The following is a 20,781-nucleotide window of genomic DNA, read 5'->3' on the forward strand; positions in this document are numbered from 1 at the left end:
CCGCGCGGCGCCGCCCGGCATCCCCGGCCCGCGCCGCCCGCCCCGACGCCCTTCCACCCGGCGCCCTTCCGTCCGGCACCGGCGGCGCCGCAGCGCCCCGATCGCAAGCCCGTGCTCACGGTGGCCCGCGTGCTCGCCGGCGCGGGTGTGCTGGTCACCCTCATCGGCGTCGCGCTGCTCCTCGTGCTCGCCGCTCAGGCGGGTCTGCTCGGTCCCGCGGTCCGCGTCGGTCTCGGGGCCGCGCTCGCCGCGGGGCTGATCGGTTCGGCGCTCCGGCTGCACACCCGGCCCGGCGGACGGGTCGGTGCCGCCGCGCTCGCGGCGACCGGCGTCGCCGCGGCCTACCTCGACGTCGTCGCCGTCACCGGGATCTACCGCTGGGTGCACCCCGTGATCGGCCTCGCCCTCTCCGGCCTGATCGCGCTCGCCGGCCTCGCCCTGGCCTCCCGGTGGCGCAGTCAGTGGCTCGGGATCGCGCTGTTCGCCCCGATCTACGTGCTCGCGCCGCCGCTCGCCCACAACGCCTACCTGCTCGGCGGGTTCGTCCTCATCCTCGCCATCGCCTCGATCGGCGTCGCCCGCCCCGCGGCCTGGCCGTGGCTGCACGTCGTGCGCTCGGTCGGGACGTCCGGCACGTTCGCGGTGCTGGCCCTCGCCGCCGGCCCCGCCGACGCCCTGCCCGTCCTCGGCGGCGCACTGCTCGGTGCCGTCGTCGGGCTGATCGCCGCCGCCGATCCCGCCGCCCGGGCGGGCCGGTCCTGGCCGCTGGTCGCCGCGGCCGTCGTCGCGGCGCTGCCCGTGCTCCTCGCCGTGATCGGCGCGCCCCACTGGGCCGCCGCCATGGCCGCCCTCGCGCTCGCCGCGGCGACGACGGCCCTGGGCCTCATGCCCGGCACGGCACCGTCGGTGCGCGCCGTGTGGTTCGCCGTCGCGGCCTGCTCCGCGCTGATCGGGGCGCTCGTCGCGGTCCCCGGCACGTGGCTCGCCACCGTCGTCCTGGCGCTGGGCGCGGGCGCCCTCGTGGCGGCCCGCCGCGAACCGTCGGCCTGCTGGGCCGGCGCGGCCCTCGGCGGCGTGGGCCTGCTCGTGGCCGCCGGCCGGTTCGGACCGACGGTGACCCTCCTCGATACCGCCGGGCGGTACGGCGCCGGTTCGGCGGCGGCGGTCACCGCCGCGGCTCTCGCGCTGGCCCTCGCCGTCGTCGCGGTGTGGCGGCTGGTGCCGGTACTGCCCGCCGACCTCCGGGCCGCAGCCGGGGTGGGCGGCGGGCTCGCGGCGCTCGGCGCGACGACCGCGCTGCTCGCGAACCTCGGGTGGGCCCTCGCGGGCGCCGACGGCGCGCGGTTCGGGCACGGCCTGGCGACCGTCGCGTGGATCGCGGTCGGCGCCTTCCTGCTCCTCCAGCGCCGCCGGGTGTGGGGGACCGCCTCGACCGTGGCCGGGCTCGCCCTCATCGGCGGGGCGGTCGCCAAGCTCTTCCTCTTCGACCTCGCGGCCCTCGACGGTGCCGTCCGCGTCGCCGCGTTCCTGGTGGTCGGGGTGAGCCTGCTCGCGGTCGGGGCGGTCTACGCCGCGCGGACCGATCGCGCGTCGCGGACCTGACGAAGCGCTCTGACGTGGGCGAATCGGGCCCCGGCGGGCGCGGGCGTGCGTAGTGTGACGCCATGCAGTCCTGGGCGGACATCACGGCGGACTTCCAGCGGAACTGGCCGATCTACCTGTCGATGCCGATCATCGCGGCCCTGATCGGCTACGGCACCAAGGTCGTCGCCATCCGGATGATGTTCCGGCCGCACCGGTTCAAGGGCATCGGCAAGCTCGGCTGGCAGGGCATCATCCCCAAGCGGGCGCCGCAGATGGTCGAGGTGCTCTGCGACACGCTCACCGATCGCCTGGTCTCCGCATCGGACCTCCTGGAGAAGATCGACGCGGAGGAGCTCGGCGACCGGATGGAGCGGCAGCTGCGCCGGGAGGTCGCCCGGATCGTGCCGGAGGTGGCCGCCGAGTACCAGCCCGCGCTGTGGAACGTGCTCCCGTCCACCGGCCGTGACCTGGTGATCCAGCGTGCGCAGGTGATCGCTCGGGATCTGGTGCCCAAGCTGGTGGCCGCGATCCGGGAGAACATCGACGAGGTCTTCGACCTCAAGGAGATGGTCACCCGGGAGGTCCTGGCCGACCCGGACATCCTGGAGAAGATGTTCCTCGACGTCGGGCGGCGGGAGTTCGCGTTCATCCGCAACAGCGGCCTCGTGTTCGGCTTCTTCATCGGCGTGCTGCAGGCGCTGTGCTGGGCGGTGTTCCGCAATCCCTGGATCATGCCGCTGTTCGGCCTCTTCACCGGCTGGTTCACCGACTGGGCGGCGCTGCGCCTGATCTTCAACCCCAAGGAGCCGAAGAAGTACCTGGGATTCATCCCGTGGCAGGGCCTGTTCCAGAAGCACCGGATCCCGGTGTCCGAGGAGTACGGCGCGCTGATCGCCACCCGCGTGCTGACCGCCGAGCGTCTGGTGCGTTCGTTGTTCACCGGCCCGCAGCGGGACCAGCTCGTCACCGTCGTCGCCGGGGTGCTGCGCGAGGCGGTGGAGGACGAGCTGCCCAGCGTCGAGAAGGCGCTGCGCAGCAACTCCGCCAACCTCGGCCTCGACAAGGTCGGCGTCGGCCCGCTCACCGCCGGGAACCTGGTGGGCGTGGTCGCCGATGCCGTGGGGCTGGTCGGCGGGGCGGTCGGCGGCACCGTCGGGAAGGTGGCGGGCGGGCTCGACATGACCCGGATCGGGGCGATGTCCCGGGCCGGCGCGGACGACTTCGTGGCGTCGATGCCGGTGATGCTCGCGGACGCCAACGGCTACCTGGACACGATGCTCGACATCCGCTCGACGATGGCGGAGAAGATGGCGGCGATGACCCCCGACGAGTTCGAGGGCGTGCTGCGACCGGCCTTCCAGGCCGACGAGAAGACGCTGATCATGGTGGGTGCGATCCTCGGCTTCCTGGTGGGTGAGCTGCAGGTCCTCATGGTCGAGCACCTGACCCACTGAGCCCGGCCGCCGCACCGCGCCGACGCCCCGTCAGTCCCACCCTTGAAGTGCTAGCACTCCCATGGGTAGAGTGCTAAGTGGTTCGTGTGCGCGGGACAACCCGCACACACAAGGTGACGCCGGCACCCGCGACGACGGCTGTGACTTTCGGGCCAGACAACATGACACCGAACATCCATACATGGAGGCGAACTGTGGCAAGCGTGAACATCAAGCCGCTTGACGACAAGATCCTGGTCAAGGCGACCGAGGCCGAGACCACCACCGCGTCGGGCCTGGTCATTCCGGACACCGCCAAGGAGAAGCCGCAGACCGGCACCGTCGTCGCCGTGGGCGAGGGCCGCGTGACCGAGCAGGGCAACCGGGTCCCGACCGGCATCAACGAGGGCGACACCGTGCTGTTCAGCAAGTACGGCGGCACCGAGTTCAACTACAACGGCGAGGAGTACCTCGTGCTCAGCTCGCGCGACGTCCTCGCCGTCATCGGCAAGTAGTCGGCCGCACACGTGCGAAGTCCGGACCGCCCCGCCCGAAGCTGAGGCGGGGCGGTCCGGCTTTTTCACTAGAGCCTTAGGAGCTTTGAAACATGGCTAAGCAGATCGCATTCGACGAGGACGCACGCCGCAGCCTGGAAGCCGGCGTCGATGAGCTCGCCGACGCGGTGAAGGTGACCCTCGGACCCCGCGGCCGGCACGTCGTGCTGGCGAAGGCGTTCGGCGGGCCCGTCGTCACCAACGACGGCGTGACCATCGCCAAGGAGATCGAGCTGGAGGACCCGGTCGAGAACCTGGGCGCCCAGCTGGTCAAGTCCGTCGCGACCAAGACGAACGACATCGCCGGCGACGGCACCACGACCGCCACCGTGCTCGCGCAGGCGGTCGTCAAGGAGGGCCTGCGCAATGTCGCGGCCGGTGCCAACCCGATCGAGTTCGGCAAGGGCATCGGCGCGGCCGCGGACAAGGCCGCCGACATCCTCGTCTCGCAGGCCACCCCGGTGGACGGCGAGAAGGCGATCGCGCAGGTCGCGACCGTCAGCTCGCGCGACGAGGAGCTGGGCACGATGATCGGCTCGGCGATGGGCAAGGTCGGCGCCGACGGTGTCGTCACCGTCGAGGAGAGCTCGGGCGTGGAGACCGACGTGGTCGTCACCGAGGGCGTGCAGTTCGACAAGGGCTACATCTCCCCGAACTTCGTCACGGACCTCGAGGAGCGCAAGGTCGTCTTCGACGACGCCCTGGTGCTGCTCTACCGCGACAAGATCACCTCGCTGCCCGACTTCCTGCCGCTGCTCGAGAAGATCCTCGAGACCGGCAAGCCGGTGCTGATCGTCGCCGAGGACGTCGAGGGCGAGCCGCTCTCGACGCTGGTCCTCAACACCCTGCGCAAGACCATCCGCGCCGTCGCCGTGAAGGCGCCCTTCTTCGGTGATCGCCGCAAGGCCTTCCTCGAGGACCTCGCCATCGTCACCGGCGGCACCGTCATCAACACCGACCTGGGCCTGAGTCTGTCCACGGCCGGGATCGACCTGCTGGGCAGCGCCCGGCGCGTCGAGGTGACCAAGGACGCCACCACCATCGTCGACGGTGCCGGGTCCAAGGAGGACGTGCAGCAGCGGGCCGCGCAGATCAAGGCCGAGATCGACAACAGCGACTCCGACTGGGACCGCGAGAAGCTCTCCGAGCGCCTCGCGAAGCTGGCCGGTGGCGTCGCGGTGATCCGCGTCGGCGCGCACACCGAGACCGAGCTCAAGGAGCGCAAGCACCGCGTCGAGGACGCCGTGTCCGCTGCTCGTGCCGCGGTCGAGGAGGGCATCGTGTCCGGCGGCGGTACCGCGCTGGTCAAGGTCAGCGCGCAGCTGGCCGACCTCGAGGACGGCAGCGAGGGCGACTTCCAGCTGGGCGTGCGCGCGTTCCGTCGCGCGCTGACGGCCCCGCTGTTCTGGATCGCCACCAACGCGGGCGCGGATGGCGCCGTCATCGTCAACCGGGTCACCGAGACGGGTGAGGGCTTCAACGCCGCCACCCTGCAGTTCGGCGATCTCATCGCGGACGGCGTCATCGACCCGGTGAAGGTCACCCGCAGCGCCGTGGTGAACGCCGCATCGGTCGCCCGGATGATCCTCACCACCGAGGCCACCGTCGTCGACAAGCCGGCGGAGGAGCCCGAGGACGCGCACGCGGGGCACTCCCACTAGGAGATCCTCGAGCGCGACGAGCGCCCCCGGCCTTCGGGCCGGGGGCGCTCGTCGTCGTGGGGTCAGCCCGCGATGCGGCTGGTCCTGACCCGGGCCTTGGACGCCAGCGCGGCGCGCTCGGACTCGGACAGGCCGCCCCAGATGCCGTAGGGCTCCGCGACGGCGATCGCGTGCGTGCGGCACTGCGTCAGTACGGGGCACGTGCGGCACAGTTCCTTGGCACGCCGTTCGCGCTGCGCGCGCGCCCGGCCCCGCTCGCCGTCGGGGTGGAAGAACACCGAGCTGTCGACGCCGCGGCACACGCCGTGCATCTGCCAGTCCCAGAAATCCGCGTTGGGACCGGGGAGTTCGTTGGGTTGAGGCATGCGCATTCTCCAAACACTCGGCGATCTCGCTGGCGTGGAAACGTCGTTGTTCCTCTCGCCCGTTCACCGTATGCAGTTCGTCAGACGAAGGTCAACCCGCTGTGGGCGTTTGTGGGGACCCTTCGGTCGCGGTGAGAATTAACGTTGTGTTCATTCCTTCTGCGGTATACGGACCGGTGTTCCGTTCGTGAATTCCGGGACTCCGGCGACGATCGTCACAGGTGGGAGTGTGTGTTGCCGTCGAAGGTATCGGACCCTGCGATTGCAACGACATGGAAGGGACCCGGCAATCGCTTTACAATTCGGTAACATTGGCGCCGGTGTCCGACCGTTCGACGCCATTGTCATTGCTGCAAATTGTGGAAGGTTAAATCTTTGGAAACTGGACATTCGGATCGCGCGTCCGCCGGTGCGGCGGATCTGGTCACGGCCGCGTTCGGTGCGACCGCGGGCGCCCCGGGTCCCGCGGACTGCGCCGGTGGCCGGGTCTGGTTGCGCGCCGTCGCGCTCGCCGGGACGGGACGGTTCGCGGCCGCCCGGGCGCTCACCGCGGGCGTGACCGGTGGGCCGTTCGCCGCGGCGGCGCGCTGCCTGGAGGGTTCGATGCTGCGACAGTCCGGCGCCCACCGCGCCGCGGCGCTGCCCGACGGTGCCGCACTAGGCATTGCGAGCTCAATAGATGAACAACCAGGTTATGGTTTATCGGTGGCGCTGACGGTCGATGCGACGGTAGGACTCGCTGCGGACGCTCTGGGCACCGGCCGGCACGCCTTGAGCGCCCGCCTGCTCGCGCGTGCGGACGAGCACCTCCGAGCCGGGGGGACTGCGGATTCGTCGCGGTCCGGTGCCGGCCCGGCGCGCGCTTTCCCGTGGTGGACGGTGCCGCGCGCCCGATTGCGACGCGACTGGGTCGCGGCCGAGTTGGCCGTCTACACCGGGCAGACCGAGGCGGCGGCCGCCGCGATAGATCCGCTGTTGTCGGCCGACCCGGGGCCGACTGCGCCGCGGCATCATGCGAAGACGCTGCTCATCGCGGGTTCCGCGGCGATGGCGTCGGGCGATCCGGACCGGGCGCGGGAACTCGCGACCGAGGCGTACGGCGTCGCCACCTCGGAAGGGCTCGATCCTCTAAGGTGGGCCGGAGCGAAGATGTTGGTCGCGTTGTCGGAGGTGGGGCATGGGGAGGCGTTCGCGCGCGACGCTGCGGCCGTGGAGGCGGTCTGGATTCGCCATGGCGCGGGATTGGCACGGTTGTAACGGCAGGATGCAGGCTGGCGATGAATCTGACAGGTGAGGAGCTCGACCGGGCCGTGCGCGAGGCAGCGCGCGGCGATCGGTCCGCGCTCGCAGATGTTCTCGACACCATCCGGCCACTCGTCGTGCGGTACTGCCGCGCGCGGGTCGGTGGTGGCGAGCGTCACTCGCTGTCCGCTGAAGACATCGCGCAGGAGGTGTGCATGGCTGTGATGACGGCTCTGCCCCGGTACGAGGACCAGGGGCGCCCGTTCATGGCGTTCGTGTACGGCATCGCCGCGCACAAGGTCGCGGACGGCTTCCGTGGTGCGGCTCGTAACAAATCCGACCCCGTCAGCGAGATCCCAGAGAGAGCGTCGCTGGACGGCGGGCCCGAGGGACAAGCGCTCGCCACGGAGGCGAGCCGCGACATGGCCCGCCTGCTCAGCACGCTCCCCGAGAAGCAGCGCGAGATCCTGATCCTCCGCGTGGTCGTCGGCCTATCGGCCGAGGAGACCGCGGAGGCGGTGGGCGGTACAGCAGGTGCCGTCCGCGTGGCTCAGCACCGCGCGCTGTCCAAGCTGAAGAACCAGATCGCGAAAGAAGGTGAGAACTGACATGGCCGACGACACCCGCAAGCCCGGGAACAATCAGGGGCGCTTCGATCCCCAGGATCCTGAGCGCACGGCCACTCACCGTCTGGGTCCGCCGATGCGCCCGATGCGCCCCGGCGGTCCGCGCGACTTCCGCGACGGGGACACCGGCTTCGTCGATCGCGTCACGGACGACGGTGCGCCCGTCGACGTGGCCGCGGTCCGTCGGGACGACGACCTGATCGAGGCCCTCGCCGCCGGCGGCGCCGTCACCACCGCGGATCAGACCGAGTTCACGCTCGCCTCGCTGCTCGCCGACTGGCGCGACGAGATCGTCACCACGCCGGTGCCCTCGGGCCCGTCGATCGACGAGATCGTCGCCGCCACCGGCGGCGGCCGCCGGGGCCGGGGCCGAGGTCCCGGGCGGCCCACGCGCCCCGTCGCGCCGCCCCCGGCGCCACTCGTGGGCGGGTCACTGGAGGCACCGTCGGGCGACGGTGCCGTGACCGACATCGCGAACGCCCCCTCGCGGCGCAACCGGCGGTTCGGCTTGATCGCCGGTACGGCCGCGGCCGCGGTGGCGATCATCGGCGGCGGTGGCGTGCTCGTGAACTCCGCCGACCCGGGCGATGGTGCGCTGTGGAGCGTCAAGGAGGTCGTGTTCGCGGACGCCGCCTCGCAGACGGTCGCCACCTCGGAGGCGAAGGCGCAGATCGCGAAGGCCGACGAGGAGATCAGCGGCAGCAATCAGGCGGCGGCGCAGTCGGCGCTCGTCAACGCCCGACAGCAGGCCGCGAAGGTGAAGAACGCGAAGGATCGGGCCGAGCTCGAGGAGCGGATCCGGGCGGCGGAGGCGCGTGCCGGCCTGCCGGTCGGGTCGACCGACCTGCCCACGTCCGAGCCGTCGAGCCCGGCGACCCCGTCGGCGCCGCCGACGTCACCGACATCGCCCTCGACCGTCCCGACCACGCCCACGACGACGGTGCCGTATCCGACGATCCTCGACACGCCCGCGCCGACCACGCCGCGGCCGACCACGCCGCGGCCGACCACGCCGCGGCCGACGCCGACGACGACCGAGCCGACGACCACCGAGCCGACGACCACGGAACCGACGACGACCGCGACGACCACCACACCGCCGGCGACGACCACCACCACGCCTCCGCCCCGGACCACGACCTCGACGGCCGCGGCGACGGAGACGACCACGGTGCTGCCTCCGGTGCTGTTCCCGCGGTAACCCGTGACGACCACGAAGGCCCCCACCGCTCGGTGGGGGCCTTCGTCGGTTCGGGCGCCTATTCCTCGTTCGCGAGGTTCATCGCGGCATCGGCGTAGCCGCGGCAGTAGTCCCACGTGACGTACGCGTCGGGTGCGGGATCGTAGGCCGGTTCGTGGGGCCGGACGGTGCCGTCCACCAGCAGCTGCAGCAGGTTCGCGCGCAGCATGTCCCAGTCGTGGTAGTGATCCTCCTGACAGTCGTCGCAGCAGATCACGAGGCCACGGACACCGCGGTGGGCGAGGAGTGCCTCGTAGACGGACAGGTCCGCCAGGTCCTCCTCGACGGCGAGCCGCTCGGCGGGATCGAGGGGCTGGCCGGGATCGAGCGAGTCCAGAGCGGCCGTGGGGTCGCTCGGATCGTCGGCGAACGGGTCCGGCGGAAGGCCGGGGGGAAGATTGTTGCGCACGCCCCCACGGTACGCAGAAATGCCCTGTTCTGGCCAGTCACACGCGCTGTACGAGCGGAAGTATCCGCCGCGTACCATGGATACATGACGCGTTCCGCCTCTTCCGCGCCCGCTTCCGGCTCTGTTCGCATCGGTGGTGACGACCCGTCCAAGGTCGCCATGCTCGGCCTCACCTTCGACGATGTGCTCCTCGTTCCCGCGGCCTCCGATGTCATTCCGTCGGGGGTCGACATCTCCACGCGGCTCACCCGCGGGATCACGCTGCGGGTCCCGCTGATCAGTTCCGCGATGGACACCGTCACCGAGGCGCGGATGGCCATCGCGATGGCCCGCAACGGGGGCATGGGCGTGCTGCACCGCAACCTGTCGATCGAGGCGCAGGCCGGGCAGGTCGAGACGGTCAAGCGGTCCGAGGCCGGCATGGTCACCGATCCGGTCACCTGCAGCCCGTCGAACACGCTCCGCGAGGTCGACGAGTTGTGCGCCCGGTTCCGGATCTCCGGCCTGCCGGTGACGGACGAGAAGGGCACGCTGGTCGGGATCATCACCAACCGCGACATGCGCTTCGAGGTCGACTTCGAGCGCCCCGTCGCCGAGGTCATGACGAAGGCCCCGCTCATCACCGCGCAGGAGGGCGTCACCGCCGAGGCGGCGCTCGGGCTACTGCGCCGGCACAAGATCGAGAAGCTGCCCATCGTCGACGGCAGCGGGCGGCTCACCGGCCTGATCACGGTCAAGGACTTCGTCAAGACCGAGCAGCACCCCAACGCCACCAAGGACTCGGACGGTCGGCTGCTCGTCGGCGCGGCCGTCGGTGCGGGCGACGAGGCGTGGGAGCGGGCCATGGCGCTGCGCGACGCCGGTGTCGACGTGCTGGTGGTGGACTCGGCGCACGGCCATTCGAGCGGCGTGCTCAACATGATCGAGAAGCTCAAGCACGAGCTCGGTGACGACGTGCAGCTCATCGGCGGCAACGTGGCCACCCGCAGCGGTGCAGCCGCGCTGGTCGCCGCCGGTGTCGACGGTGTGAAGGTCGGCGTGGGCCCCGGCTCCATCTGCACCACGCGCGTGGTGGCGGGCGTCGGCGCCCCGCAGATCACCGCGATCCTCGAGGCGAACGCGGCGTGCGCGCCCGCGGGCGTCCCCGTGATCGCCGACGGCGGCCTGCAGTTCTCGGGCGACGTGGCGAAGGCGCTGGCGGCCGGCGCGTCGACGGCGATGCTCGGCTCGCTGCTCGCGGGCACGGGCGAGTCGCCGGGCGAGCTGATCCTCGTCGGCGGCAAGCAGTTCAAGAGCTACCGCGGCATGGGCAGCCTCGGCGCCATGCAGGGCCGCGGCCAGGCGAAGTCCTACTCCAAGGACCGCTACTTCCAGGACGATGTGCTCTCCGAGGACAAGCTGGTGCCCGAGGGCATCGAGGGGCGGGTGCCCTTCCGCGGCCCGCTGAGCTCGGTGATCCATCAGCTCACCGGCGGCCTCCGGGCGGCGATGGGCTACACCGGCAGCCAGACCATCGAGGATCTGCAGCGCGCCCAGTTCGTGCAGATCACCGCTGCGGGTCTGAAAGAATCGCACCCGCACGACATCACGATGACGGTCGAGGCGCCGAACTACACCACGCGGTAGTCCGGTAGTCCTCACACGTACCCCCGGGGCCGACGATGCCCCGCTCCCGTCCGGAAAGGACTGAGCGCGTTGCGCGACATGGTTGAGATCGGCATGGGCCGCACGGCCCGACGCACGTACGAGCTGCAGGACGTGAACATCGTCCCGTCGCGTCGCACGCGGTCCTCGAAGGAGGTGTCCACCGCGTGGCAGCTCGACGCGTACCGGTTCGACACCCCCATCCTCTCGCATCCCACGGACGCGATCGGCTCGCCGGAGTTCGCGATCGGGCTCGGTGAGCTGGGCGGCCTGGGCGTGCTCAACGCCGAGGGGCTCTACTCGCGGCACCGCGATGCGCAGGCCAGGGTCGAGGAGGTCGTCTCGCTCGCCGCGTCCGACATCACCGGCACCGCCGCGATCCGTCGCCTGCAGGAGCTGCACGCCGCGCCGCTCGACCCCGAGCTGCTCGCCGCGGCCGTCGGCCGGGTGCGCGACGCGGGGGTGACGGTGGCCGTGCGGGTCTCGCCGCAGCGCGCCCAGGAGCTGACGCCGGTCCTGGTCAAGGCCGGGATCGACCTGCTGGTCATCCACGGCACGATCATCTCGGCGGAGCACGTCTCGAACGAGGGCTCGGCACTGAATCTCAAGACCTTCATCGGCGATCTCGACGTCCCGGTGGTCGCGGGCGGCGTGAGCGATCACCGCACCGCACTGCACCTGATGCGTACCGGCGCGGCCGGCGTCATCGTCGGGTACGGCTCGGCGGAGGGCGCGACGACGACCCGGGAGGTGCTCGGCATCGGTGTCCCCATGGCCACCGCCATCGCCGATGCCGCCGCGGCCCGTCGGGACTACCTGGACGAGACCGGTGGCCGGTACGTGCACGTGATCGCCGACGGCGACATCTACAGCGCCGGCGATGTCGCGCGGGCGATCGCCTGTGGCGCCGATGCCACCATGCTGGGCGCTCCGCTCGCCCTCGCGGCCGAGGCGCCGGGCAAGGGCTGGTACTGGCCGTCGGTGGCCGCCCACCCGTCGATCCCGCGCGGCGCGGTCGCGCCCGCGCAGCTCGGCGGGCTGGACGCCTCCGAGGGCGCGGCGCCGTCCCTCGCGACGATCCTCAACGGCCCGTCGACGGAGCCGAACGGCCAGTTGAACCTGGTCGGCGGCCTGCGCCGGTCGATGGCCAAGTCCGGCTACAGCGAGCTCAAGGAGTTCCAGAAGGTCGGGCTCAACGTCGCGTACTGAGCCCGAACCACTGTTATTGAGTAAGGTTTAGTAGTACCGTTACCCGTCAGTAGGGCCGCTTCAGCCGCGGTCCGGTGACACAGGTCCTTCCGCGGACGGGTGAGGGGTGCCAAATGGCCAAGGCAGTCAAGCAGAACACGGGCGATCACTTCGACGTGCTCGTGATCGGCTCCGGGTTCGGCGGCAGCGTGACCGCGCTGCGTCTGACCGAGAAGGGCTACCGCGTCGGCGTGCTCGAGGCCGGGCAGCGGTTCGCGGACGAGGACTTCGCCGAGAGCACGTGGAACCTCAAGAAGTTCGTGTGGGCGCCGGCGATGGGCCTCTACGGCATCCAGCGCATTCACCTGCTCAGCGACGCCGTGGTCCTCGCGGGCGCCGGCGTGGGCGGCGGCTCGCTGAACTACGCGAACACGCTGTACAAGCCTCCGGCGCCGTTCTTCAACGACCCCCAGTGGAAGCACATCACCGACTGGGACGACGAGCTCTCCCCGTTCTACGACCAGGCCCGGCGGATGCTGGGCGTGGTGAAGAACCCGCACGAGACCCCGTCGGACCGGGTGATCAAGCAGATCGCCGAGGAGATGGGCGTCGCGGACACGTACACCGAGACGCCGGTGGGCGTGTACTTCAACCAGCCGGGCCGCACCGACGCGGACCCGTTCTTCGGCGGCGCCGGCCCCGCCCGAACCGGCTGCACCGAGTGCGGCCAGTGCATGTCGGGCTGCCGCGTGGGCGCGAAGAACACCCTGATGAAGAACTACATCCACCTGGCCGAGGCCGGTGGGGCGCGGTTCATCCCGATGACGACGGTGACGGGGGTCCGGGAGGGCCGTAAGGGCGTGTGGGAGGTGGACACCCGGCGCACGGGGGCGAAGGTGCGCAAGAACCGCACCGTCTACACCGCCGACAACGTGGTCTTCGCGGCCGGCACCTGGGGCACGCAGACGCTGCTGCACTCGCTCAAGGACACGGGCGCGCTGCCGAAGCTCTCCGAGCGCCTGGGCGTGCTCACCCGCACCAACTCCGAGTCGATCCTCGGCTCGGCGCGCACCGTCGTCGACCCCGTCGAGGATCTCTCCAAGGGCGTGGCGATCACCAGCTCCTTCTACCCGACGCCGGACACCCACATCGAGCCCGTCCGGTACGGACCCGGCCGCAACGCGATGGGGATGCTGCAGTCGCTCCTGGTCGACGGCGGCCCGGGCCGCACCCGGCTGGGGGGATTCGTGCGCGACCTGGCGAAGAAGCCGAGCGACCTGAAACTGCTGCTCACCCAGAAGGACTGGGGTCAGCGCGTGCTGATCCTGCTCGTCATGCAGAGCCTGGACAACTCCATCACCACCTACACCAAGAAGATTCCCGGCAGCAGCAAGCGCCGCATGGTCTCCAAGCAGGGGCACGGCGCGCCGAACCCCACGTGGATCCCGAAGGGCAACGAGGCGGCCCGGATCGGTGCGGAGAAGCTGGGCGGCGTGGCGGGCGGCACCTGGGGCGACATCTTCAACGTCCCGATGACGGCCCACTTCCTCGGCGGCGCAGCCATTTCCGATTCGCCCGAGACCGGCGTCATCGACCCGTACCACCGGATCCACGGCTACCCCTCGCTGTTCGTCGTCGACGGCGCCGCGATCTCGGCCAATCTCGGCGTCAATCCGTCGCTGTCGATCGCGGCGCAGGCCGAGCGCGCCGCGTCGCTCTGGCCGAACAAGGGCGAGCAGGACCCGCGTCCCGCGCAGGGCGCCGGCTACCAGCGCATCGCCCCGACCGCGCCGAAGTCGCCCGCCGTCCCCGCGGGCGCGCCCGGCCAGCTGCTCCTGCCCCTGCCCAAGGTGCGTCCGCCGCAGGAGGCCGATACGCAGGCCTGACGGTCCGCCGTCGCTACGCTCGGTGTCATGACGCGCGTGCAGGACGTACTGGCCGAGTTGGCGGCACTGGAGGATCCGCGGGCGCGGGCGGTCAACGAACGGCACGGCGACCCCCACGGCGTGAACCTGACGATGCTGCGGGCGGTGGCGAAGTCGCTCGGTACGGACCGGGAGCTCGCCGGCGAACTGTGGGACTCGGATGACGTCGCGGGGCAACTGGTGGCGCTGTTGATCAGCAGGCCGAAGCAGTACACCGCGGGCGAGTTGGACGCGATGCTCCGGTCCGCCCGCAGCGACAAGGCGCACGACTGGCTGCTGAACTACCTGGTGAAGAAGTCCCCGCATGCGGCGACGCTCCGGGCGCAGTGGTTCGACGACGCCGATCCGCGGGTGCGGGCCGCGGGCTGGACGCTGACGACGCATGCCGTCACCACGGCCGATCTCGATCGGGACGCGCTGCTCGACACCGTCGCCCGGGAGATGCGCGACGCCCCGTCGAAGCTGCAGTGGGCGATGAACGAGACCCTCGCGACCATCGGCATCGAGGACCCGTCCCGTCGGGCCCGCGCGATCGCGATCGGCGAGGACCTGCAGGTGCTCGCGGACTACCCGGTCTCGAAGGGTTGCGTTTCGCCCTTCGCGCCGATCTGGATCACCGAGATGGTCCGCCGCCGCCATGCCTGACGGCGCCGTTCATCCCACCTGCCTCGCGGCGGGCGCTCGGGATCGTGACGGCCCTGGTGTCCTGACCGGCGGCCAGCGGCAACTAGACTGACACGGGTGACGGACTCCTCACCCAACCCCGTTCTGGTCGTCGATTTCGGTGCGCAGTACGCGCAGCTGATCGCTCGCCGCGTCCGCGAGGCGCGGATCTACTCGGAGGTGGTGCCGCACACCATCACCGCCGACGAGGTGCGCGCCAAGAACCCCGCCGCCATCGTGCTGTCGGGTGGTCCGGCGTCGGTGTACGCGGAGGACGCCCCGAGCCTCGATCCCGCGGTCTTCGACCTCGGGGTCCCGGTGTTCGGTATCTGCTACGGCTTCCAGATGATGGCCCGGGCCCTCGGCGGCACCGTCGCCAACACGGGCGGGCGCGAGTTCGGCAGGACCACCCTGACACCCACGGGCGACGGTGTGCTGCACGCCGGGCTGCCCGCGGAGCAGCCCGTGTGGATGAGCCACAACGACGCCGTGCAGGTCGCCCCGGAGGGCTTCTCGACGGTGGCCTCCACGCCCGGCGCGCCCGTTGCCGCGTTCGAGAACGTCGGCCGCAGGATGGCCGGTGTCCAGTACCACCCGGAGGTACTGCACAGCCCGCACGGTCAGGAGGTGCTCACGCGGTTCCTGTACGAGGTCGCCGGGTTGAAGCCCACCTGGACCGCCGCGAACATCGCGGAGCAGCTCATCGCGGATGTCCGCGCGCAGGTGGGGGAGAGCGGCCTCGCGATCTGCGGGCTCTCGGGCGGCGTCGACTCGGCGGTCGCGGCCGCGCTGGTGCAGCGCGCCATCGGGGACCGGCTGACCTGTGTCTTCGTCGATCACGGCCTGCTGCGGCAGGGCGAGCGGGAGCAGGTGCAGACCGACTTCGTCGCGGCGACGGGCGCACGCCTGGTCACCGTCGACGCGGAGGAGACCTTCCTGTCCCGACTCGCGGGCGTGTCCGATCCGGAGACGAAGCGCAAGACGATCGGCGAGCTGTTCATCCGGTCCTTCGAGGGCGCGGTCTCCGAGGTCGTCGGATCGGCGGATGCCAAGGTCGAGTTCCTCGTCCAGGGCACGCTGTACCCGGACGTGGTCGAGTCCGGCGGGGGCGCCGGCACCGCCAACATCAAGAGCCATCACAACGTGGGCGGCCTGCCGGAGGACCTCGAGTTCTCGCTGGTCGAGCCGCTGCGCCTGCTGTTCAAGGACGAGGTGCGCGCGGTCGGTCGCGAGCTCGGCCTACCGGAGGAGATCGTCGGCCGCCAGCCCTTCCCGGGCCCGGGCCTGGCCATCCGGATCGTCGGCGAGGTCACCAAGGACCGCCTGGACCTACTGCGCAAGGCCGACGCGATCGCGCGCGAGGAGCTCACCGCGGCGGGCCTCGACGGCACGATCTGGCAGTGCCCCGTCGTGCTGCTCGCCGATGTCCGCAGCGTGGGCGTGCAGGGCGACGGCCGCACCTACGGCCACCCGATCGTGCTGCGTCCGGTCAGTTCCGAGGACGCCATGACGGCGGACTGGACGCGCGTGCCCTACGAGACGCTCGAGATCATCTCGACCCGCATCACCAACGAGGTGGAGGACGTCAACCGCGTGGTGCTCGACGTGACGAGCAAGCCGCCGGGGACGATCGAGTGGGAATAGCGGTCACGATCTGACCGGTGCCGCCGGTACCGTCGACGCCATGACGATTCTGGTGACGGGTGCGACGGGCAACATCGGGCGAAAGGTGGTCGACGAGCTGGTGACACGGGGTGTCACCGACATCCGGGCGCTCACCACGAACCCGGCTAAGGCCGCGCTGCCTGCCGGGGTGGAAGTCTTCCCGGGGTTCATCGGCAGGCCCGAGACGCTCGGCGGTGCCCACGGGAACGCCTTCGCCGGCGTGACCGGTATGTATCTCGCGCCCTACGAGTCGACCGCTGCCGAGGTGTTGCAGCGGGCGATGGCGGCGGGCGTGCAGTACGTGGTGGCATTGTCCGGTGGGGCGCACTGGCAGGCGTTGGCCGACGAGGTCTTCGCCGCCGGCATCGACGTCACTCAGCTGGGCCCGGGGGAGTTCCTGGAGAACTTCGCGGGCTGGGCCGGCCAGGTGGCCGCCGGCGTCGTCCGCGAGCCCTACCCGGACGCGGGCGGTGCGCCGATCGCGATGGCCGACATCGCCGCCGTGGCTGCGTCGCTGCTCACTGCGGAGGACCGGACCCCGCATGTCGGTCGGATGTACGACATCACCGGCCCCGAGTTCCTCACCCGCGTCGATGCCGTGGCGCGGATCGCCGAGGGCATCGGCCGCGAGGTGCGGTTCGAACGGATCAGCCGCGAGGACGCCGAAACGGCCCTTGCGGCGGAGATGGGCGATATGGCCGGTTGGTACCTGGATCTGCAGGACGCCTCCCGCCGGCATCGGCAGGAGGCGAACTCGCTGGTCGAGGACCTCACTGGTCGTCCGGCGATGAGCCTGACGCAGTGGGCTTCGGAGAATCGGAGCCTGTTCGGGGCCTGATCAACAGCACCCCCGCCACCGCGACGGCGGCGATGGCGAGGCCTCCGACGAGGGTGCCCGCGCTGATCAGGCTCGGGCCGCCGACGGCGCCCCAGACGGCGATCACGATCGCCGCGATGCCGGCGATGAGCAGGGCGGGGGAGAAACCGCGGCGCAGCGCGGCGCCGGTCTCGGTAGCGGTTCGGTCAGCGGACACGGTTCACCTCCACGCTGCCCAGGTTGCCGCGGGCGTCGATCGTCAGCGTCGGGGCGCCGGGCTTCGCGCCGGCACCGGGGATCAGGCCCTGGGGGCATCGGGTGTCGCCCACGTTCACCGAGCAGCTGACCCGGACGTTCATGGATTCCGGCACGGTGATGCGGGTCTCGCCCGCGGCGACCCGCGTCTGCACGGTCCGATCGTGGTCGAGGGACATGCCGCGCAGGTCCAGCGTCAGGGTGCCGGCCTGCACGCGGTACTCGCTCTGCAGGTCCGCGGCCGAGGTCACGGCGAACACCTTGTCGCCGCGCGGAGCGCCGGCGTAGCCCGACATGACGTTCTGCGCCATCGTGCCGATCACTACGAATCCTGCGAGGGGGATGGCGACGGCGATCAGCCCGTACCCGGAGCGCCGGAACGCGCCGATGACGAGGCCGCCGCCCACCACGGCGAGCACGACCGCTGCCCCCATCACGGGCGAGAGCGATACGCCGAGAACGAGGTTGACGGTGGCGATCGCCGCGGCAGTCAACAGCGCGATGCCGAGGGTCACCGGGGTCACGCGAGTGCGCCGCTTCGGGACCACCGGGACCGGGGTCGTGGCGGCCGCGGGCTCGGGCAGATCCCATGCGAAGGGCGCGGCGCCCAACGGATCCCAGCGCGGTGGGCGGATCTCCTCCGTCGCCGGTGTCGTGTCCTGGGCGCGCGGGCCCGCCTCGGATGCCGGGTGCGGGTTCCCGGGGTCCGACGGGGCCGGGTCCGGCGGTGCTGCCGCCGACGGGGTGGTCGTCGGCGCGGATTCCGTTGCGGCACTGGGCGGCGCGGGCTCCGAGGGATCGGGTCCCGTGGTCGGCGGCGTCCAGACGGGCTGCCACGGGAACTGCGCGGTGGGCGGCTGCCATGCGCCCACGGGGGCGGGGGCGAATCGGGTCGTGACGGCGGTTCCGGGCGGGGGGACGGGGAGGCGCTGGTGCAGCGCGTACCAGCCGGCGAGGAGCAGCGCCAGGCTGATCAGACCGGCACCGGGCCAGGAGGAGCTGAGGTTGCTGCCGAAGGTCACGGCGAGTACCGCGGCGATGATCAGGACGATGGTGGGCGGCCCCGAGCGCTGCGACGGCGTTCCGTACGCGTACTCGGATTCCTTGGGGAGGACGAAGATCCCGACGATGTAGGCGATGAAGCCGAGGCCGCCGAGCACCGTCGCACCGATGAAGGCCGCGCGTACCAGCGCGACATCCACCTGGTATCGGCGGGCGAAGCCCGTGCAGACGCCGGCGATCGGCGCTTGCCGGGCTCGCAGCGGCCGGGTCTCCCACATCTGCCGGAGCTGGCTGGAGAGGGTTGTCGTGTCCATGTCTTCGATCCTGCGGGCCGGGGCGCGGTGGCACCATCGGGGAAGCCCCTGAATTCGTGGGCGCCGCAGGTCGGGGTGGACGCGGAATTCAGGGGCTTCCCCGATAGTCGCCGGGCACGGTTCGTGCAACCATCGAGGGCACGATGAGCAGACGAGCACAGCGCCGGTGGGCGCGGCAGGAGGCAAGCAGGCAGGCCTGGCAGCAGGGCTGGGGCCAGTCCTGGCAGGCCTGGCAGCAGAGCGGACACCCCGCGCCGCCCGCCGCCGTGCACCCCGCGGCCCTCGCGGTCGTGCCGCCGCAGCGGCAGCCGGCACCGTCGTACCCCCGGATGCACCGCCGCAGCGGCGGTGCGGTGATCGGCGGGGTGTGCGGCGGCATCGCCGATCACCTGGGCGTCGACGTCACCAAGGTCCGCATCGCCTTCACCCTGCTGGCGCTTCTCGGTGCGGGCGTCGTGATGTACGCGCTGCTGTGGTTCATGTGCCGCCCCGGCACGGACACGGAGCGACCGGATCCGGCCGAGCGCCGGCAGGGCCTGGCCCTGGCGGTACTCGGCGTCGTCGGTGCGGCGACGCTCGCCTCGGTGGCCAGCAGTACCAGCGCGGGATTCGTGGTGCCGGTGATAGTCATCGGCGTCGGCGCCGCCCTGGTGTGGCGCGAGGCCGATTCCGCGCGTACCCCGTCCACCGCGCTCGGCGGCTCCCGGCTGATCACGTGGCTGCGCATGCTCGGCGGCGTCACCCTGGTGATCGTGGGTCTCGCGGTGGTCTTCCTCGGCCGGGTGGATGTCGCGGCGATCCCGACGGCGCTCGCCGCGGTCGTCCTGACGCTGGTGGGCGTGGCGCTGCTGACGGTGCCGATCTGGGTGCGCATGTGGCGCGACCTGGGTGCCGAGCGCGCCGCCCGGGTGCGCACCATCGAGCGGGAGGAGATCGCCTCGCACCTGCACGATTCGGTGCTGCAGACGCTCGCCCTCATCCAGAAGCAGTCCGCCGACGGTGCCGCCGTCAAGCGCCTCGCCCGCAGTCAGGAGCGCGAGCTGCGCGAGTGGCTGTTCGGCGGGGCGGAGGCACCCGCGCGGTCCCTCGCCGCGGCCCTCAGGGCGGCGGCCGCGGACGTCGAGGACGCGCACTCGGTGGCGGTGGACGTCATCACGGTCGGCGATGTCGAGGGTCCGGAGCTGGGCGTCGACGACCGGTTCACCGCGCTGCTCGGGGCGGCGAGGGAGGCGATGGTCAACGCCGCCAAGCACTCCGGCTGCGAGAGCATCGACACGTACGCGGAGGTCGACGACGATGCGGTGTCGGTGTTCGTGCGCGATCGCGGTGTCGGCTTCGACCCGGAGGCGGTACCGTCGGACCGGCAGGGCCTGGCGAAGTCGATCCGGTCCCGGGTGGAGCGGCGCGGCGGCACCGTCGCGGTGCGGTCCACCCCGGGCCGCGGCACCGAGGTGCGGCTGACGATCGCCCGGCCCGCCGAGGGCGACGAGATCGCACAGGAGAAGGCGGAGGAGAACGCGTGAGCTACCGGGTGTTCCTGGTCGACGATCACGGGGTGTTCCGGTCCGGCGTGCGCGCCGAGCTGGCCCGCGAGGACGCCATCGAGGTGGTGGGGGAGGCGGGAACGGTCGCGGAGTCCGTGGCCGGGATCCTCTCCGTCGCACCGGACGTGGTGCTCCTCGATGTCCACATGCCCGACGGTGGCGGCGTCGCCGTCCTGCGTGGCGTGTCCGACGGTGCCCCCCGCGCCAAGCTCGAGAAGGTGCCGGTCTTCCTGGCGCTCAGCGTTTCCGACGCCGCGGAGGACGTGATCGCCACGATCCGTGCGGGCGCGCGCGGCTATGTCACGAAGACGATCTCGGGGAAGGAGCTGGCCGATGCGGTGCGCCGCGTGGCCGAGGGCGATGCCGTGTTCTCGCCCCGGCTCGCGGGTTTCGTGCTCGACTCGTTCACCGGCCGCTCGCCGGTCCCGGAGCCCGCGCTGGATCCGGAGCTGGACTCGCTCACCCCGCGCGAGCTGGAGGTGCTGCGCCTGTTGGCCCGCGGCTACACCTACAAGGAGATCGCCGAGGACCTGTTCATCTCGGTCAAGACGGTCGAGACGCACGCCTCGAACGTGCTCCGCAAGACCCAGCAGAGCAACCGCAACGCGCTCACCCGGTGGGCGCACACCCGCCACCTCGCGGACTGAGTT

Annotated in this window: 19 protein-coding genes; 15 read left to right on the forward strand and 4 right to left on the reverse strand. The window is 71.5% G+C overall.

The annotated features are described in order from the left end of the window. From HF999_RS18080 to groL, 4 genes are all read left to right on the forward strand, one after another. Positions 1-1,602: DUF2339 domain-containing protein (locus HF999_RS18080; protein WP_168547242.1), on the forward strand; the 1,602-nt coding region annotated here is incomplete at its 5' end. Positions 1,603-1,664: 62 nt separating this feature from the next. After that, positions 1,665-3,038, forward strand: a complete 1,374-nt coding sequence (locus HF999_RS18085) for a DUF445 domain-containing protein (RefSeq protein WP_168547243.1) — start codon at positions 1,665-1,667, stop codon at positions 3,036-3,038. Positions 3,039-3,232: 194 nt separating this feature from the next. Then, positions 3,233-3,532 (forward strand): co-chaperone GroES, encoded by a 300-nt coding sequence (gene groES / locus HF999_RS18090; RefSeq protein WP_068573370.1) that lies wholly within the window; start codon positions 3,233-3,235, stop codon positions 3,530-3,532. Between the two features lie 92 nt (positions 3,533-3,624). Further along, positions 3,625-5,232 carry a chaperonin GroEL gene (groL, locus tag HF999_RS18095; protein WP_168547244.1) on the forward strand — a complete coding sequence of 536 codons (1,608 nt, stop codon included), beginning with the start codon at positions 3,625-3,627 and terminating at the stop codon, positions 5,230-5,232. A 62-nt stretch (positions 5,233-5,294) separates the two neighbouring features. Here the strand turns inward: groL and HF999_RS18100 are convergent, their stop codons facing one another. After that, positions 5,295-5,597, reverse strand: coding sequence for a WhiB family transcriptional regulator (locus HF999_RS18100; RefSeq protein WP_168547245.1), 303 nt, complete (start codon positions 5,595-5,597; stop codon positions 5,295-5,297). 375 nt (positions 5,598-5,972) lie between these two features. On the opposite strand from HF999_RS18100, the gene HF999_RS18105 reads away from it, so the two are divergent. Genes HF999_RS18105 through HF999_RS18115 form a run of 3 tightly spaced genes read left to right on the forward strand, consistent with a single transcriptional unit; the run spans position 5,973 to position 8,666 of the window. After that, on the forward strand, positions 5,973-6,854 hold the full coding sequence (locus HF999_RS18105; protein ID WP_168547246.1) for a hypothetical protein: 882 nt from the start codon (positions 5,973-5,975) through the stop codon (positions 6,852-6,854). Between the two features lie 20 nt (positions 6,855-6,874). After that, positions 6,875-7,447 (forward strand): sigma-70 family RNA polymerase sigma factor, encoded by a 573-nt coding sequence (locus HF999_RS18110; RefSeq protein WP_068573376.1) that lies wholly within the window; start codon positions 6,875-6,877, stop codon positions 7,445-7,447. A 1-nt stretch (position 7,448) separates the two neighbouring features. Then, positions 7,449-8,666 carry an anti-sigma-D factor RsdA gene (locus HF999_RS18115; protein WP_168547247.1) on the forward strand — a complete coding sequence of 406 codons (1,218 nt, stop codon included), beginning with the start codon at positions 7,449-7,451 and terminating at the stop codon, positions 8,664-8,666. Positions 8,667-8,724: 58 nt separating this feature from the next. Here HF999_RS18115 and HF999_RS18120 read toward each other — a convergent pair whose 3' ends face one another. Beyond that, positions 8,725-9,114, reverse strand: coding sequence for a DUF5319 domain-containing protein (locus tag HF999_RS18120; protein WP_068522523.1), 390 nt, complete (start codon positions 9,112-9,114; stop codon positions 8,725-8,727). An 84-nt stretch (positions 9,115-9,198) separates the two neighbouring features. Between HF999_RS18120 and guaB the strand changes: the two genes are divergently transcribed. The 6 genes from guaB to HF999_RS18150 all read left to right on the forward strand — a co-directional run bounded on the left by guaB (position 9,199) and on the right by HF999_RS18150 (position 17,037). Continuing rightward, positions 9,199-10,740, forward strand: a complete 1,542-nt coding sequence (guaB, locus tag HF999_RS18125) for an IMP dehydrogenase (protein ID WP_168547248.1) — start codon at positions 9,199-9,201, stop codon at positions 10,738-10,740. 69 nt (positions 10,741-10,809) lie between these two features. After that, on the forward strand, positions 10,810-11,967 hold the full coding sequence (locus HF999_RS18130; protein WP_168547249.1) for a GuaB3 family IMP dehydrogenase-related protein: 1,158 nt from the start codon (positions 10,810-10,812) through the stop codon (positions 11,965-11,967). A 113-nt stretch (positions 11,968-12,080) separates the two neighbouring features. Beyond that, positions 12,081-13,832: an FAD-dependent oxidoreductase gene (locus HF999_RS18135; RefSeq protein ID WP_168547250.1), complete on the forward strand. Its 1,752-nt coding sequence runs from the start codon at positions 12,081-12,083 to the stop codon at positions 13,830-13,832. Positions 13,833-13,859: 27 nt separating this feature from the next. After that, complete coding sequence (locus HF999_RS18140; protein ID WP_168547251.1) at positions 13,860-14,516, forward strand: DNA alkylation repair protein; 657 nt, start codon at positions 13,860-13,862, stop codon at positions 14,514-14,516. 96 nt (positions 14,517-14,612) lie between these two features. After that, on the forward strand, positions 14,613-16,178 hold the full coding sequence (gene guaA, locus HF999_RS18145; protein WP_312854195.1) for a glutamine-hydrolyzing GMP synthase: 1,566 nt from the start codon (positions 14,613-14,615) through the stop codon (positions 16,176-16,178). Positions 16,179-16,218: 40 nt separating this feature from the next. Beyond that, positions 16,219-17,037: an NAD(P)H-binding protein gene (locus tag HF999_RS18150; RefSeq protein WP_168547252.1), complete on the forward strand. Its 819-nt coding sequence runs from the start codon at positions 16,219-16,221 to the stop codon at positions 17,035-17,037. Here the strand turns inward: HF999_RS18150 and HF999_RS18155 are convergent. Continuing rightward, positions 16,970-17,233 (reverse strand): hypothetical protein, encoded by a 264-nt coding sequence (locus HF999_RS18155; protein ID WP_168547253.1) that lies wholly within the window; start codon positions 17,231-17,233, stop codon positions 16,970-16,972. The two genes, HF999_RS18150 and HF999_RS18155, sit on opposite strands and share 68 nt — an antisense overlap. Further along, entirely contained in the window at positions 17,223-18,587 is a 1,365-nt protein-coding gene (locus tag HF999_RS18160; RefSeq protein WP_168547254.1) for a PspC domain-containing protein, read from the reverse strand. Before HF999_RS18160 ends, HF999_RS18155 begins: the two co-directional genes overlap by 11 nt. Positions 18,588-18,730: 143 nt before the next feature. Between HF999_RS18160 and HF999_RS18165 the strand changes: the two genes are divergently transcribed. Both HF999_RS18165 and HF999_RS18170 read left to right on the forward strand, forming a co-directional pair. Beyond that, a complete protein-coding gene (locus tag HF999_RS18165; protein WP_376766503.1) occupies positions 18,731-20,110 on the forward strand; it encodes a PspC domain-containing protein in 1,380 nt (459 codons plus the stop codon). Beyond that, positions 20,107-20,778 carry a LuxR C-terminal-related transcriptional regulator gene (locus HF999_RS18170; RefSeq protein WP_168547255.1) on the forward strand — a complete coding sequence of 224 codons (672 nt, stop codon included), beginning with the start codon at positions 20,107-20,109 and terminating at the stop codon, positions 20,776-20,778. Before HF999_RS18165 ends, HF999_RS18170 begins: the two co-directional genes overlap by 4 nt. Positions 20,779-20,781 lie beyond the last annotated feature (3 nt).

Origin of the sequence: Tsukamurella spumae (assembly GCF_012396015.1) — a bacterium.
In the GTDB taxonomy this organism is placed as follows: domain Bacteria; phylum Actinomycetota; class Actinomycetes; order Mycobacteriales; family Mycobacteriaceae; genus Tsukamurella; species Tsukamurella spumae.